13 protein-coding genes are annotated in these 14624 nt (G+C 53.5%); 6 read left to right on the top strand and 7 right to left on the bottom strand.

Annotation, left to right across the window (positions count from 1 at the left end; all coding sequences use genetic code 11):
- Positions 1-207 precede the first annotated feature (207 nt).
- From PFRI_RS13245 to PFRI_RS13235, 3 genes are read left to right on the top strand one after another with little or no spacing between them, the layout of a single operon-like run.
- Positions 208-1632 carry a TadE/TadG family type IV pilus assembly protein gene (locus tag PFRI_RS13245; protein WP_245812382.1) on the top strand — a complete coding sequence of 475 codons (1425 nt, stop codon included), beginning with the start codon at positions 208-210 and terminating at the stop codon, positions 1630-1632.
- Positions 1629-2174 (top strand): TadE/TadG family type IV pilus assembly protein, encoded by a 546-nt coding sequence (locus PFRI_RS13240; RefSeq protein ID WP_072631183.1) that lies wholly within the window; start codon positions 1629-1631, stop codon positions 2172-2174. Before PFRI_RS13245 ends, PFRI_RS13240 begins: the two co-directional genes overlap by 4 nt.
- A 5-nt stretch (positions 2175-2179) precedes the next feature.
- Positions 2180-2755 carry a TadE/TadG family type IV pilus assembly protein gene (locus PFRI_RS13235; protein ID WP_084649689.1) on the top strand — a complete coding sequence of 192 codons (576 nt, stop codon included), beginning with the start codon at positions 2180-2182 and terminating at the stop codon, positions 2753-2755.
- 73 nt (positions 2756-2828) lie between these two features.
- On the opposite strand, the gene PFRI_RS13230 is transcribed toward PFRI_RS13235, so the two are convergent.
- Both PFRI_RS13230 and PFRI_RS13225 read right to left on the bottom strand, forming a co-directional pair.
- Positions 2829-3305: a hypothetical protein gene (locus tag PFRI_RS13230; RefSeq protein WP_072631182.1), complete on the bottom strand. Its 477-nt coding sequence runs from the start codon at positions 3303-3305 to the stop codon at positions 2829-2831.
- 85 nt (positions 3306-3390) lie between these two features.
- Positions 3391-4335, bottom strand: coding sequence for an NAD(P)-dependent oxidoreductase (locus PFRI_RS13225; protein WP_072631181.1), 945 nt, complete (start codon positions 4333-4335; stop codon positions 3391-3393).
- Positions 4336-4540: 205 nt separating this feature from the next.
- Between PFRI_RS13225 and PFRI_RS13220 the strand changes: the two genes are divergently transcribed.
- A complete protein-coding gene (locus PFRI_RS13220) occupies positions 4541-5710 on the top strand; it encodes a reductive dehalogenase (protein WP_072631180.1) in 1170 nt (389 codons plus the stop codon).
- A gap of 2 nt (positions 5711-5712) precedes the next feature.
- Here PFRI_RS13220 and PFRI_RS13215 read toward each other — a convergent pair whose 3' ends face one another.
- The 5 genes from PFRI_RS13215 to PFRI_RS13195 all read right to left on the bottom strand — a co-directional run bounded on the left by PFRI_RS13215 (position 5713) and on the right by PFRI_RS13195 (position 11379).
- Entirely contained in the window at positions 5713-7002 is a 1290-nt protein-coding gene (locus tag PFRI_RS13215) for a DUF3422 family protein (protein WP_072631179.1), read from the bottom strand.
- Positions 7003-7133: 131 nt separating this feature from the next.
- Complete coding sequence (locus tag PFRI_RS13210; RefSeq protein WP_072631178.1) at positions 7134-7646, bottom strand: aggregation factor core; 513 nt, start codon at positions 7644-7646, stop codon at positions 7134-7136.
- 105 nt (positions 7647-7751) lie between these two features.
- Positions 7752-9185, bottom strand: a complete 1434-nt coding sequence (locus PFRI_RS13205) for an NAD(P)(+) transhydrogenase (Re/Si-specific) subunit beta (protein ID WP_072631177.1) — start codon at positions 9183-9185, stop codon at positions 7752-7754.
- A gap of 13 nt (positions 9186-9198) precedes the next feature.
- Entirely contained in the window at positions 9199-10770 is a 1572-nt protein-coding gene (locus PFRI_RS13200; RefSeq protein WP_072631176.1) for a Re/Si-specific NAD(P)(+) transhydrogenase subunit alpha, read from the bottom strand.
- A gap of 141 nt (positions 10771-10911) precedes the next feature.
- Entirely contained in the window at positions 10912-11379 is a 468-nt protein-coding gene (locus tag PFRI_RS13195; protein WP_072631175.1) for a methyltransferase family protein, read from the bottom strand.
- 261 nt (positions 11380-11640) lie between these two features.
- On the opposite strand from PFRI_RS13195, the gene PFRI_RS13190 reads away from it, so the two are divergent.
- Together PFRI_RS13190 and PFRI_RS13185 are read left to right on the top strand one after the other, a co-directional pair.
- A complete protein-coding gene (locus PFRI_RS13190; RefSeq protein ID WP_072631174.1) occupies positions 11641-12105 on the top strand; it encodes a (2Fe-2S)-binding protein in 465 nt (154 codons plus the stop codon).
- 3 nt (positions 12106-12108) lie between these two features.
- The gene (locus PFRI_RS13185; protein ID WP_072631173.1) at positions 12109-14349 is read left to right on the top strand and encodes a xanthine dehydrogenase family protein molybdopterin-binding subunit; all 2241 of its coding nucleotides are present in this window, start codon (positions 12109-12111) and stop codon (positions 14347-14349) included.
- The last annotated feature ends 275 nt before the right edge of the window (positions 14350-14624 follow it).

The following is a 14624-nucleotide window of genomic DNA, read 5'->3' as shown; positions in this document are numbered from 1 at the left end:
CTCCGCACGTCGCCTCACTTACGTGTGAAATGTGAAACAATCACAGGGTGTCCCCCCAACACTGTTTCGAAAGTCGAAATTCAAGGCACGTAATCTCCCGTTTACTGCCCCAATTTCGCCACAAGCTGAGAGCAAAACCAGCGTCGGATGAATACGCCCCCACCCATGTTTTGTTTACGGGGGAGAGACATGAAAGGACCGACAAAGATGCGGGACACAACTCACCATTCCGGCCTTGAGCCGATGAAAGGGAACGCAAATCAGCGCTCGCCTTTTACTTCGTTTAAAGACGATGAGAATGGCAGCCTTGTCATTTTTGCAGTCATTATGATCTTAATGATCTTGACGATGGGCGGTATCGGAGTCGACCTGATGCGCTCTGAGCGAGATCGCGCCACACTTCAGCACACGCTGGACCGTGCCATTCTGGCCGCTGCGGATTTGGATCAAGATCGCGCACCCGCAACAGTGGTGAACGATTACTTTGAAGCTGCGGGCCTTGAAAGCTTTCTGTCCAACGTAACCGTGCAGCAAGGTCTCAACTACAAAACAGTTGGTGCCCAAGCACAATCGATCACGACCACTGCCTTCATGAAGCTTGCAGGCGTTGATTCATTGAACGCTACCGCAAGCGGTGTCGCTGAAGAGCGGATCGCAAATGTAGAGATCTCAATGGTTCTCGATATCTCCGGCTCTATGGGAGATGGCAACAAAATGGGGCAACTGCGTACCGCTGCGACATCTTTCGTAAATACAGTACTGAGCCCTTCGAACGAAGACCTCGTGTCTGTTTCGCTGGTCCCTTACTCTCAACACGTGAACGCAGGTCCAAAGATTTACAACGAATTGAACGTAAATCACCGTCACAACTACTCGCACTGCATTGAAATGGCTGACTCGGCTTACAGCGAAACCGAGCTTGATCTGAGTGTCCAATACGACCAAATGCAGCACTTTCAGTGGAACTATCCTGGTTGGAATCAGCTGACAGATACCATCTGCCCACGCTACTCTTATGAGCGCATTACACCGTTCAGCCAAGATGCGAGCGCTTTAAATGCTCAAATCGCCCAAATGCAACCACGTGCTGGTACGCGAATATTCATGGGTATGAAATGGGCTGCTGCGATGCTTGATCCTGCCTTCAACCCGGTTGTGAACGCTTTGGCGAACAGCAACGATATTGATAGCGCCTTTAGCAACCGCCCTGCTGCGTTCGAAGACGTAGAAACACTTAAGACCGTTGTTTTGATGACCGATGGTAAGAACAGTTCTGCACAGCGTATCAAAAGCTGGGCGTACGACTCCAGCTCTGACTACTACCATTGGAGCCGCTACAACCTTTGGTATTACCTCTACCGTAACGTAAACTCCTACCATCGTGGTAACTACTATTGGTGGAAGTACGACGCTGCACAAGGCGATGCCCTACTCGACAATATTTGCGACGCTTCTAAAGAAGCAGGTATCGTGATCTGGTCCATCGGTTTTGAGGTCGACGATCATGGCGCGAACGTCATGGAAAACTGCGCCTCTTCGCCAAGCCACTTCTTCCGAGTGGAAGGTATCGAGATTTCCGAAGCATTTGACGCAATCGCGCGCCAGATTAACCAGCTGAGGCTCACACAATGATTAAGCTTCTTAACACACTCCGTCGTTTCCGCCGCGCTGAGCGCGGGAACGTAACGGTCGAATTTGCACTGGTCTTCCCTGTGTTCATTATGATCCTGACCTCAAGCATCGAGATGGGCGTGATCACAATCCGACAGACCCTTCTGGAGCGTGGCCTTGATATCGCAATGCGCGAAGTCCGCGTCGGCACAGGTGCAAACTACTCACACGACCAAGTGCGTGCGATGATTTGCGACGGTGCAGCTATCTTTGACGACTGCGAAGAGAACCTGCGTTTGGAAATGATCCCGAACAACCCGCGCAACTACACACAACTGCCAAGCACCGTGGACTGTGTCCAGCATGGCGCTGGGGGTAGCGAAGCTCTGAACCCAGTGCGTAGCTTCACTGCAGGCCAGTCCAACGAATTGGTTATTGTGCGTGCCTGCATGCTCTATGATCCGATCTTCCCGACGTCGCAGCTCGCCCTTGAGCGGACCACGGATCAAAACGGCAAAAGCGCCCTTGTCGCTGTGTCGGCCTTCACCCAGGAACCGAGGTAATCGCTATGAAAAATTCAGTCCTGACAAAACACTTGATCCTCGACAAGCTGCGTTGCTTCGTCTCTGAGACCAAGGCGACGGCTTCTGTCGAAGCGGCGATCATCTTTCCAGCGGTCTTTTGGGCCTATGCGGCGATGTTCACTTACTTTGAAGCCTTCCGTGCACAAGCGGTTGCTGAAAAGTCGGCCTATGCCATCAGCGACATGATCAGCCGTGAAACACAGCCGATCACGCCGACCTATATGACCAATGCACGCAACATCTACAAAGACCTCTCAGGTCTAAGCCCTGGTGAGACGGCTCTACGCGTCACGCTTCTGCGCTGGGATGGCTCTAACAACGTGTTCAAAGTCGATTGGTCCAAGCGTCGCGGTGACATTCCTCGCCTGCGCACCCGTGACGTGACAGAGTATAACACTATGCTTCCGACACTGATCAACAATGAACGGATCATTTTGGTGGAAACAGCATCTGACTATGACCCGGCCTTCAGCGTTGGCCTAGAGCCTCGGGTGATTGAGACCTTCGTCTTCACGCGGCCACGCTACGCGCCCCAAATCGTTTGGGACCAAGACGGCTGATCTGTCTAAAACTTGATTAAAAACGCCGCGTTGAAGAACATTCAGCGCGGCGTTTTGCATTTCACGATTAATCTTAGTTCTTTAGATCGCGCTCTGCGATCAACACAGCGATCGCCTCTGCCATACCTTTGCTCTGCGGTGCGCCAGTAACACCGCCAACACCGATACGGCGCGAAAAGCACCAATACATGCCCAGCGACCATCTGCGCGGGCCACTTTCTTTGGTAGAAACCAAAAAGCCGTTGGACGGCTTAAACGCAAAGGCCCCACGCTCCACTTTGGTGATATCCGCAAGCTTTGCCAGCACGACCCCATCCTTCACGCGCAGCTCTGTTTTGGTCAACTCGATCACTTGCGCTGTTGCCGCCAACAAACGGCTCGCGGCAAACAGAACAAACAGCCCGCAGAGTATTAAAATTACTTGCGGAGCGCTGAATGGTACCGACAAGGCGAGATAAATCAGCAAGCCACCCAAAAAGCTCAGCATAACAGTGCCCGTCCAACGACGCGGTGGCGACGCTGCAAGTGTGGCAATTACCGGATCAGACATGGGAACACCTTATGCAAAGATTGCTTTGGCGCTCCTCTATCCGCTCTGCATGAAAAATGCGAGTGCTCTTGCTCGCGCAAGTGCGCTAACGACGCACGATCACTTCTGCGCCTTTTTCTTCTGGCTCATCATCCGTCATCTCTGCCGGAAAGCCCGGTGCTGTGACGTCAAGACCCGTCACTTGTTCCAAACGCTTGATAATGTTGGGGGAAAGCTCGCGCGGGCCAAACCGCTCGATCCCATCGTTGAAGATATCAATCAACAAAGGGTTCAGCTGAAGCGGCACATTTGCGCGATCCGCAACCGCTTGAAAAAGCCCTATGTCTTTAGCCACAAGATCCATCGTAAAGGAAATATCGCGACTTCCGTTCAAAATGACTTGGCTTTCGGTTTCGTGCACAAACGAATTGCCCGATGAAATCCGGATCGCCTCAAAAGCTGTGCCAAGATCCATGTTGGCCCCTTTCGCCACGGTCAAGGCTTCTGCGACAGAGACAAGATTGGCGGTGGCAAGATAGTTGGTGATGACCTTCAAAATGCTGGCAGAGCCAAGGTCGCCCGTATGCAAAACCCGTCGCCCCATTATTGTCAAAAGCGGTAGAATGCGATCGAATGTTTCGCGCTCGCAGCCTGCAAAAATCGCGATATTACCTGTATCTGCACGGTGACAACCACCTGATACAGGACAATCCACCGCCGCACCGCCTGCCGCAATCACTTGCGCACCGAGCCGTTTGACTTCGGCCTCGTCGGTTGTGGACATCTCCATCCAAATCTTGCCTGCGCGCACTTCGGGCAACATCTCTTGCATAACTGCGTCGGATGCGGCCGGACTTGGGAGACACGTGATTACGGCGTCGCAGCTCCGCATAAGCTCAGCAGGGCTAACGCCCTTTTTCGCACCCTTATCGACAAAGGCCGCAACTAAATCAGTATCCAAGTCGTGCACTGAAAGATCCACGCCATTTCTAAGGAGGCTTCCCGAAAGCTTCCCGCCCACATTGCCAAGTCCGATAAATCCGATTTTCATGTATTTCTCCGTATGCTTTGCACCATAAGTGAAAGCGCCGTTGCGACACGTCGCGCCTATTCGCGACGGTTCTTCTCATGTCATCACACCCAACAGTAAGTTTATTTTGAAAGATGAAGATATAGCACAGCGCATCCTCTTCATCTTTCTAGATAAACTTAAACCCAACACTTGCAGCACACGCAGCGCTGGCTAAGCTCGCCACATGAGCAACTTACACAATCACCCGTCACAACCATCAGACGCGGACGCCGGCATCGAAGTCACACAAGACTTTGAGCGTTTCACCCAAAGAAACGATATCTTCACCCGCGCGTTTTGGGATGACACCATCCGAAGCGCTAAGACCGACGGCTTCTTCGCATCATATCGAATGGAAGCGGCCCCAAGACGCGGAGATGGCTTCACGCAGCGTGATTTCGCGCTCAGAAATGCATCGTGGCTCATCTCTGACGTACTCTCAGAACGTGGCGCAAAAGAAGGTAAGCGCGAGGGATTTCAAGCCCCCATTTCCTATGACACACCTATTGCTGCTGATAAGATGCAGGTAGAAGATCCGAGCCTTATGAGCGCAGAAATCAAACGCATCGCACAATTTTTTGGTGCTGATCTTTGCGCTGTCACTGAGCTGGATGAGCGTTGGCACTACGTCACCCGCGTTGACACCCGCGACATGAGCGAAGCCGCAAACGAGCTTCCTGCCGGGATCACCCATGTCATCGTGCTTGGACATCAGATGGATGAAGGGCTGGTCGCGAGCTACCCATCCGCCCTCGCAGGGGCTGCGACGGGGCGTGAATACAGTCATGAGGCGTCCATCGTGATGCAAGTCGCCGCCTATATCCGCAATCTCGGCTACGAGGCAGTCGCATCGATGAACGACACAGGGCTGGTTATCCCCTACGCGCTGAAAGCAGGTCTTGGCGAATACGCGCGCAATCAAATGGTGATCACGCCAGAGTTCGGTCCGCGGCTAAGATTTTCAAAAATCTTTACCTCATTGCCGCTTCAATCAGATCCACCCAAAAAGCTTGGCGTTGCGGAGTTTTGCAACATTTGCACCAAATGCGCTGACGCCTGCCCTGTAAAAGCCCTGCCGTTTGGCCAACCGGATGTGTCGACACAGACATCTTCCATCAAAGGGGTGCGCAAATGGACGGCTGACGCAGAAAAATGCTTTGGGTTCTGGGCGAAAATGTCATCCGATTGCGCGATTTGCATGCGCGTTTGCCCGTTTAACCGTGACTTTTCCAAAGTGCAGCACAAGCTCTGGCTCAAACTTGCGCTGTCCTCATGGCGCAAACTCGCACTTGCTCTCGATCGTGGCCGAGGGGCGCGCGCGAAACCCTCAGCTTGGTGGGCGAAAGCAAAGTAAACCTAGCGCTCATCCTGTGAGTGATCGCGAATTCGGCGCACCATCCACCACACGAGTAAAACAACAGGAAGCGTAACTGCGGCCGTCAGTATTCCTTTGCTCGTACCAGTCAAACCCGTCAGAGGGTAAAGCAAATAACTCACCAAAGACACTGCGTAATAACTTATCGCGACCACAGAAAGCCCCTCAACGGTTTGTTGCAAACGCAACTGCAAATCCGCGCGTTTGTTCATGCTTTCCAGCAACTTCTGGTTCTGCGCGGAGCGATCAACATCCACGCGTGTCCGCAACAATCCAGAGGCCCGCATTGCACGTTCTGACATCGTTTCTAGACGCGTTTTCGTAGACTTCACCGTGCGCATCGCAGGATCAAATCGACGCATCATAAACTCCGCGAGCGTTTGACGTCCTTCCCAAGGCATCTCTCTCAGGATTTGGATGCGCTGGTTCACAATGGCCTCATACGCGCCTGTGGCACCAAAACGAAATGCAGTCTTTGCTTGCAAACCCTCCAACTCAGTCGAAATGCGCAGCAGCTCATCAAGCTGACCTGCCGCATCGTCGCCATTGATTTGCATTTGCTCCATCAACTGCGTGAGCTCAAAATCAAGCGGCCCCATACGGGTCGACAATTCCCGCGATTTTGCCAAGCCCAACATAGACATTGCTTTATAGGTTTCGATTTCAAACAAGCGCTGAACAATGCGTCCTGTACGGCCCTGCCCGACACCATCCGCGATGAATACAGCGAAACGTGAATGACCCGCAGGATCAATGTGAAAATCCCCAGCAATGATTGCGGACCCATCTAGAACAGAGCTGGCCGCGAGACTTTCGCGCACAAACCACTCAGACAGTTTTTCACGCATCACCCCCGTATCGCGCTGCGGCTCTATGCGCAAAAAGCAAGATGTGATGCGCAAACCGGGGGCTTCAGACAGCCAGTCTTCGGGGAAAAACTCAAAATCAGCCGAGTCAAAAGCGCGCTCGCCCATACCTTCAACAAGCAAAGTGAAGGTGACAAATTCAGTGTGCCGCTCCCACTTGAGACGGTGCTTGCCCAACTGACCAAAATAATGCGTCGCGCCCGGCTGGGGGTGTTGCGCACCATAACGATCAAGCAGCTTGATCAGGTGGTCCAGATCCGCTTGCGCAGCATTTATACCCGGCTCATGTCGGTGCTTCAGCGCAAGAAAAATTGCGCGTGACCCAGCTGAGAGTGTGGGAAAGGGGCGCGCGTGTAGCTCGTTAGAGAGTTGAAAGCGTAAAGGGTGATCTTGGACGGGGGGCACAGCATTTACCTGAGTACTAAGGACGTTGGGATTTAACCTAGACCTCAGACTTTACTTTGCAAAGGGAAAAATCGTTAAATAATAATGCGTTAAGAGAATGCAACGGTATACATTGCATTCCCCTCGAAGGATTAAGAACTACAACCGCTGTTCGAAAGCGTGGCTTTCGCATCTGATCCAAACATTGCTTGTTTGCTTTCACCACCAACCAAAAGCATGACGGACGCACCTGCGATTTCTGCGCCATTCACTGTAATCTCGCGCGCGCCACCTGTATCATCAACATCCAAAGTGAACGCGACAGTTTGCCCTTTTGGCAACGCGCTCAAACCGATGCTCAACGCTTTGTCGCCATCCATAACCTTTGGCGCTTGCTCGACTAGAGCTCCACCAGAGGTCAGCTCAAACGGCTGGAAAACCTCAACGCCCGCCCCTGCTGCGGTTGTGTCAAAAATCAAACCGCCCGCGGAGCCATCAAGATTGATCGTCACCGTCAAAGGTCCTTTCAGGCACTCGGATGTGGAAGTAATTTCAAAGCGGTCTTTTGGCGCGCCTTCGATAAAGCGCGCTGAAATATCGGCCTGTGCGAGCGTTGCACTGAACGCAACCAGGGTTGTGAGTGTCAAAGTTCGTTTGAAAAGCATTGTGTGTGATCCTTGGTCCGTCTCGTGATAAATAGATCGTAACAGCCAAAAAGAAAGCCCCGCCAAATGGCAGGACTTTCTCTTAAACTTAAAGGTGGCTTTTGATCAGTCGATCATTGGCAAAAGCTTGTTCAAGCTTTCTTTCGCATCGCCGTAGTACATGCGCGTGTTCTCTTTGTAGAACAACGGGTTTTCGATGCCGGAATATCCCGTACCTTGACCACGCTTGGACACGAACACTTGCTTGGCTTTCCAGCACTCCAGAACAGGCATACCTGCAATGGGTGAGTTCGGATCGTCCTGCGCCGCTGGGTTTACGATGTCATTAGACCCGATCACGATGGCGACGTCCGTATCAGGGAAGTCCTCGTTGATCTCATCCATTTCCATCACGATGTCATAGGGCACTTTCGCCTCAGCCAGCAGAACATTCATGTGACCCGGAAGACGACCCGCAACAGGATGGATCGCGAAGCGCACGTTCTTACCCTGTGCACGCAGCTTGCGCACCAGTTCCGCCACAGCCGCTTGCGCTTGCGCAACTGCCATGCCGTAGCCTGGTATGATGATAACGCTATCCGCCTCGTTCAAAGCTGTTGCAACACCGTCTGTGTCGATCGCGACTTGCTCGCCTTCAACTGCCATCTGCTCGCCCGCAGGGCCGCCAAAGCCACCTAAGATAACGCTGACGAACGAACGGTTCATGGCCTTGCACATGATGTAGGACAAGATCGCACCGGAAGAGCCAACAAGTGCGCCAACAACGATCAACAGGTCATTCCCGAGAGAGAAACCAATCGCAGCCGCCGCCCAGCCAGAGTAGCTGTTGAGCATCGACACAACGACCGGCATATCCGCGCCGCCGATGCCCATGATCAGGTGATAGCCAATGAACAAAGCCGCCAAAGTCATCAAGAACAGCGGGAAGAACCCGCCTGTATTCATGTACCAGACCAAGCAGATCAGCGATAGGATCGCAGCACCAGCGTTGAGCATGTGACCACCCGGAAGCTTCGTCGCCGCACTGTCCACTTTGCCCGCCAGTTTGCCGTAAGCAATGACAGATCCCGTGAACGTGATCGCTCCGATGAAGATACCGAGGAACAGCTCAACCCGCAGGATGCCGATCTCGACGCCGTCTTTCTTGGCCAGAAGTGCTGCGAAGCCCCCAAGCGCTTTCTTGGCTGAATCGTCCATAGCAAGGACACGACCCAGTTCAATATGCGCAATCAGACCAACGAATACCGCCGCGAGACCCACAAGGGAGTGCATCGCAGCGACCAGTTCTGGCATCTGCGTCATCTGCACTTTGGTCGCCAGTTGATAGCCAATCGCGCCACCACCGATGATCATCACCAGTGAGACAAACCAGTAGCCTGCCCCCGGTCCGACAAGTGTCGCCGCAACCGCCAGCGCCATGCCAACAATGCCATACCAAACCGCGCGCTTTGCGCTTTCTTGTCCTGACAAACCGCCCAAAGACAGAATGAAAAGGACTGCTGAAACGACGTATGCCGCTGTTGTAAAACCAAATTCCATTAATCCAGCCCCCTTACGATTTCTGGAACATGGCGAGCATGCGCCGTGTCACAAGAAAGCCGCCGAAAATGTTGATACCTGTCATAAAGACCGACACAGCTGCGAGCAGTATCACCAAGAACGAGCCGGATGCGATTTGCATCAATGCGCCGAGAATGATGATCGAGGAGATCGCGTTCGTCACCGCCATCAGCGGCGTGTGCAAGCTGTGTGCCACGCCCCAGATGACTTGGAAGCCAACGAAGACCGACAGTACGAAGACGATAAAGTGCTGCATGAAGCTCGCTGGAGCAACAAGCCCAACGCCCAAGAGCAAAGCGGCACCAACGACAAGCAAGGTAACTTGCTGCTTTGTTTGCGCTTTGAACGCAGCGGTTTCTGCCGCGCGCTTTTCCTCTGGTGTCAGCTCTGGAACGACTTCCTTGGGCTTTGCCGCGATCGCCTGAACCTTTGGCGGCGGCGGTGGGAAGGTGATCTCTTTGTTAAACGCAACGGTCGCGCCGCGAATAACGTCGTCTTCCATGTTATGATTGATCTGGCCGTCCTTTTCAGGGGTCAAATCAGTCATCATGTGACGAATATTCGTCGCATAAAGCGTGGAGGCTTGCGCGGCCATACGTGATGGAAAATCGGTGTAGCCGATGATGGTCACGCCGTTATCTGTAACGATCTTCTCGTCCATAACGGTCATCTTGCAGTTGCCGCCCTTTTCAGCGGCGAGGTCCACAATGACTGAGCCCGGCTTCATGCTCTCGACCATATCTTTGGTCCAAAGTTCCGGCGCTTCGCGATTCGGGATCAGAGCTGTCGTGATGACAATGTCCATGTCCGGCGCAATTTCGCGGAACTTCGCAAGCTGTGCTGCGGCAAACTCTGGGCTGGACACGGCGGCATAACCACCCGTCGCGGCACCATCTGCCTGCTCTTCCTCAAAGTCGAGGAAGACGAACTCCGCGCCCATGCTCTCGACCTGCTCGGCCACTTCTGGGCGCACATCGAAAGCGTATGTGATCGCACCAAGACTGGTAGACGTACCAATCGCGGCCAATCCGGCAACGCCAGCTCCCACGACCAAAACCTTCGCTGGCGGAACTTTACCCGCCGCAGTGATCTGACCTGTGAAGAAGCGTGGAAAATTGTTTCCGGCTTCAATAACAGCGCGGTAGCCAGCGATGTTCGCCATCGAGGAAAGCGCATCCATCTTCTGAGCGCGGCTGATACGTGGCACCATTTCCATGGCAATCACGTTCGTGCCTGTCTTCTTCGCCGCGTCCATACCTTTGTCGTTGGCCGCTGGAGAGAAGAAGGAAATCAAGGTCTGACCTTCACGCATGCGCTTGAGCTCAACCGCTTCGGGCTGGCGCACTTTCGCTACGATGTCCGCCTCTTTCCAAAGCGCGGCGGCGGTCTTTACGACCTCAACACCTGCTTCTTTATAAAGCGCGTCTGAGAAACCAGCGTTCGCGCCAGCGCCCGCTTCGATCATGCAATCGTATCCGAGTTTCTGGAGTTGCTTCGCGCTTTCAGGCGTCATGCCTACGCGGTTTTCTCCCCCGAACACTTCCTTTGGTGTTCCGATTTTCAAAGATCTGCCCCCTTGTAATAATAAAAGCCAAATCACTGGCCGAGCGGCACAATGTTGCTTGATTGGTTAAAGTGCACTGAGCAGAGGCGCAAGCGCGTGTCGCATTATAGTGCCTCTATGTCGCGAATTGATGCCTGATCTCTAGACCCACCGCCTAACCCTCTGACAATACTTAGCAAATTCCATTCTGAATGCGACGCGAAGGCGGTTTTCTTCGGGAATGATGAAGCGTCGCTCCAGTATACTAAAGAATACAGGAATGAGCGGGAGCGCTAACACTGCATCCCAACGCAGAATCAGGCCTGAAAGAAGCAAAACGTCGCCAAGATAGATCGGATTGCGCGAGCGCTTGAAAATTCCTGTACTCACAAGCTTTTGCGCTTCCAGATGCGGAATAACCGTTGTGCGCTGTTTTCGCATTTCAGAGACCGCAAGAAGCATCAAAATAAGTCCTGCGCCAATCAGCAAACCACTGAGCAAATCGGTGAATGCGCCATCGATGCTCAAACCGTAGTCAAAGTGCCGGCTTTGAAACCACGCCAAACTGCACATGCCAAGCAGCCAGACAGGTGGAATGTCGATCATTTTGGAGAGGGTTAGGTTTCGCATGTGTATCGACCTTTAAACTAGCATTGAACGATAAGAGATTGAGCGCACAAAGCCAAGCTGACCAAGAAACTGCGTGCTGAATTAAGTTTAGGTCAATTGAGCGCTGCGCGCCCTTTATGAGCATGCCCAAAGGCATGCGGTTTGCCTGCGGCGCGGATATTTATGAAAAGGGGAAGATGCTGCCGTAGCGTCGCTTGCCACCGTGGTTTGTAATTATAGAGGAAAGGGTTATTTCTATAGTAAGCTACCGGAGATCGAGCAATGGCAACAACGATAAATGTAAATGGCGAGACGCGTAGCGTCGATTTGCCCGATGATGTGCCCCTCTTGTGGGTGCTGCGAGATGAATTGAACCTAACAGGGACAAAATTCGGTTGCGGCGTCGCAGCCTGTGGCGCTTGCACTGTGCATATAGACGGTGTCGCGGTGCGATCCTGTCAGACAGCACTATCAGATGTCGACGGAGATGTGACAACGATCGAGGGATTGGGAACGCCTGAAAGTTTGCATGCATTACAAGCAGCCTGGTTCGAGCATCAGGTCGCACAATGCGGGTACTGCCAATCAGGCCAAATCATGCAAGCCGCGAGCTTGTTGGCCGAAAACCCCAGCCCAACGGACGCGGATATTGATGACGCGATGCAAGGAAATCTATGCCGTTGCGGGACCTACCCTCGCATTCGCGCAGCCATTCATACGGCTGCCAAAGCCACGCGGGGAGCATAGATCATGGCCTCTTTGAAAAAGATCGCGCGCCGCACGTTTTTGATCGGCTCTGCCGCGATTGTCGGTGGTGTTGCTTTTGGTGCTTACAAATACACACGCCCTTTGGAAAACCCCCTTGAAGCTGGCCCGAATGAGGCCGCGCTAAATCCGTTTATCTTTATCGATGCGGAGGGTGTGACGATCATCACTCCGCGCGCCGAGATGGGACAAGGCGTGCACACAACACTCGCAGCGCTCGCCGCGGAAGAGTTGGACGTTGCTTGGGAAGATGTGCGCGTTTTGCACGGGCCGCCCGCGAAAGCGTATTATAACAGTGCTTTGATGAGCGCGGTTCTGCCTGTCCCCGAGTATTCCAAGAGTGCTTTGATGCAGACCATGTCCGAAGCGCTAGGCGAAGTGAACAAGCTGTTTGGCATGCAAATGACCGGCGGCTCTACATCGATGATGGATGGTTATGAACGTTTGCGTCATGCAGGTGCCAGCGCACGCGAAACGTTGAAACTGGCGGCGGCGGATGCGTTCGGGATTGCGGCGAGCAATCTCAAAACAATGAACGGACGTGTGTTTACGCCTAATGGAAATTCGATCTCTTATTCTGATCTGGCGTCCGCTGCTGCAAAGATTGATCCGCCACAAGTGGAGCTGCGCCCGAAATCAGAGTGGAAATACGTCGGCAAGACCATGCCGCGTGTGGATATGCTTGGGAAATCGACAGGCACTGCTGAGTTTGGTGTCGATGTGCGTCTTGAAGGGATGAAATACGCCACTGTGCGGATGAACCCGCGTTTGGGTGCGTCAATCAAGGCGATGGACGCGCGTGCCGCCGAAGGCATGGCAGGCGTTGAGAAGATCATCCCACTTGAGGGAGGCTTTGCAGTTGTTGCTTCTAACACTTGGCTTGCGTTCCAAGCTGCCGACGCGGTGGAGGCCGATTGGGGTGACGCGCCCTACCCTGCAGAGCAAAGCGAAATCATGCAAGCTATTGAAGAAAGTTTCGCGGGCAAGCCCAACTCCACGATGCGTGATGATGGCGATGTAGAAGCGGCGATCGAGGGCGCGGATTTGATCGAGGCGGAGTATCGCATGCCCTTCCTTGCGCACTCCACAATGGAGCCGATGAACGCGACTGCGCGTTTCAGCGACGGTGCTCTGGAAGTCTGGTGCGGCAACCAAGCGCCTACTTTGATGCGCGATCACTGCGCAGCAGCGGTTGGCATAGAGCCTGAGCAAGTCACTTTGCACACGACCCTCATGGGCGGTGGTTTTGGACGCCGTAGCGAAACTGATTTCGGCGTCATCGCTGCAAAAGTGGCGCAAGCGATGCCGGACGTGCCTGTGCAAGTAACATGGACACGCGAAGAAGATATGCGCCACGACATGTTCCGCCCGGCTGCCATTGGGCGCTACAGCGGCGCTGTGAAGGATGGCAAAGCGGTGATGCTCGATGGGCGTGTCGCTGGGCCGTCCGTGACCGCGAGCGCAATGAAGCGTTTGATGGATTTCTCTGCCGCGGGCGCTGATAAGGTGCATGTGGAAGGGGCTTTCGATCAGCCATACAAAATCCCGAACTACCGCATCCAAGGCTACCTGACAGAAATGCAAATCCCGCTGGGCTTCTGGCGCTCTGTCGGCAATTCGGTCAATGCGTTTATGCACGACAGCTTCTTGGACGAGTTGGCCCATGCGGCGCGCGCTGATCCTCTGGAGTTCCGGCTTGATATGATGCGCAATGAGCATGCGCCCTCTGCTGCGGTGCTTGAGGCAGTGCGCGATATGTCAGGCTGGACTGGCAAAACAGAAGCAGGAGTGGGACGCGGTGTGGCCTTTGCCCATAGCTTTGGCACGCCTGTGGCGATGGTGATTGAGGTCGTGGATGAAGACGGCTCAATCCGTATTAATCGCGCGTGGATTGCTGCGGATTTGGGAACAATTCTCGACCCCGGCAACTTGGAGGCACAGCTTTATGGCGGAATGATCTATGGTCTTTCTGCGGCTGTTTATGGTGAAATCACCTTTGCGGATGGCGCGGTTGAGCAAGGCAACTTCCCCGACTACGACGCATTGCGTATTCACAATACCCCTGTGACCGAAGTGAAAGTCATGGAAAGCGGTGGACATATCGGTGGTGCAGGTGAACCCGGCACACCGCCGTCTATGTCCGCGCTTACCAATGCGATCTTTGATCTGACAGGCAAACGCGCGCGCACCTTGCCGCTGATGAACGAGTTTGATCTGCTGGTTTAAGCCATTCACACATTACGATCAAAAGCGCCTCACCAACGTGGGGCGCTTTTTGTTATTCAAACGCCAGATGCCTCTGACCTGCCACATTCACATCAATTCTTACTAAAAATCGTCTAAATCTCAGCACAAGCCCGCCCTGAACCCATTGTAGCCATTCTGGAAACAGCTCGGAAACACATTGTTTCCATTGCGCATTCAGAATTGGGACGAAGGCCATGCCTAGGCTCAGGACCCATTAATTGCCTTGATGCTGGTTTGTCGTCATGATTCACGAA

It is taken from the genome of Planktotalea frisia (assembly GCF_001890925.1).
GTDB lineage: Bacteria > Pseudomonadota > Alphaproteobacteria > Rhodobacterales > Rhodobacteraceae > Planktotalea > Planktotalea frisia.
Note: the sequence above shows the minus strand (reverse complement) of the source record. Positions and strands in the feature narration are given on the sequence as shown.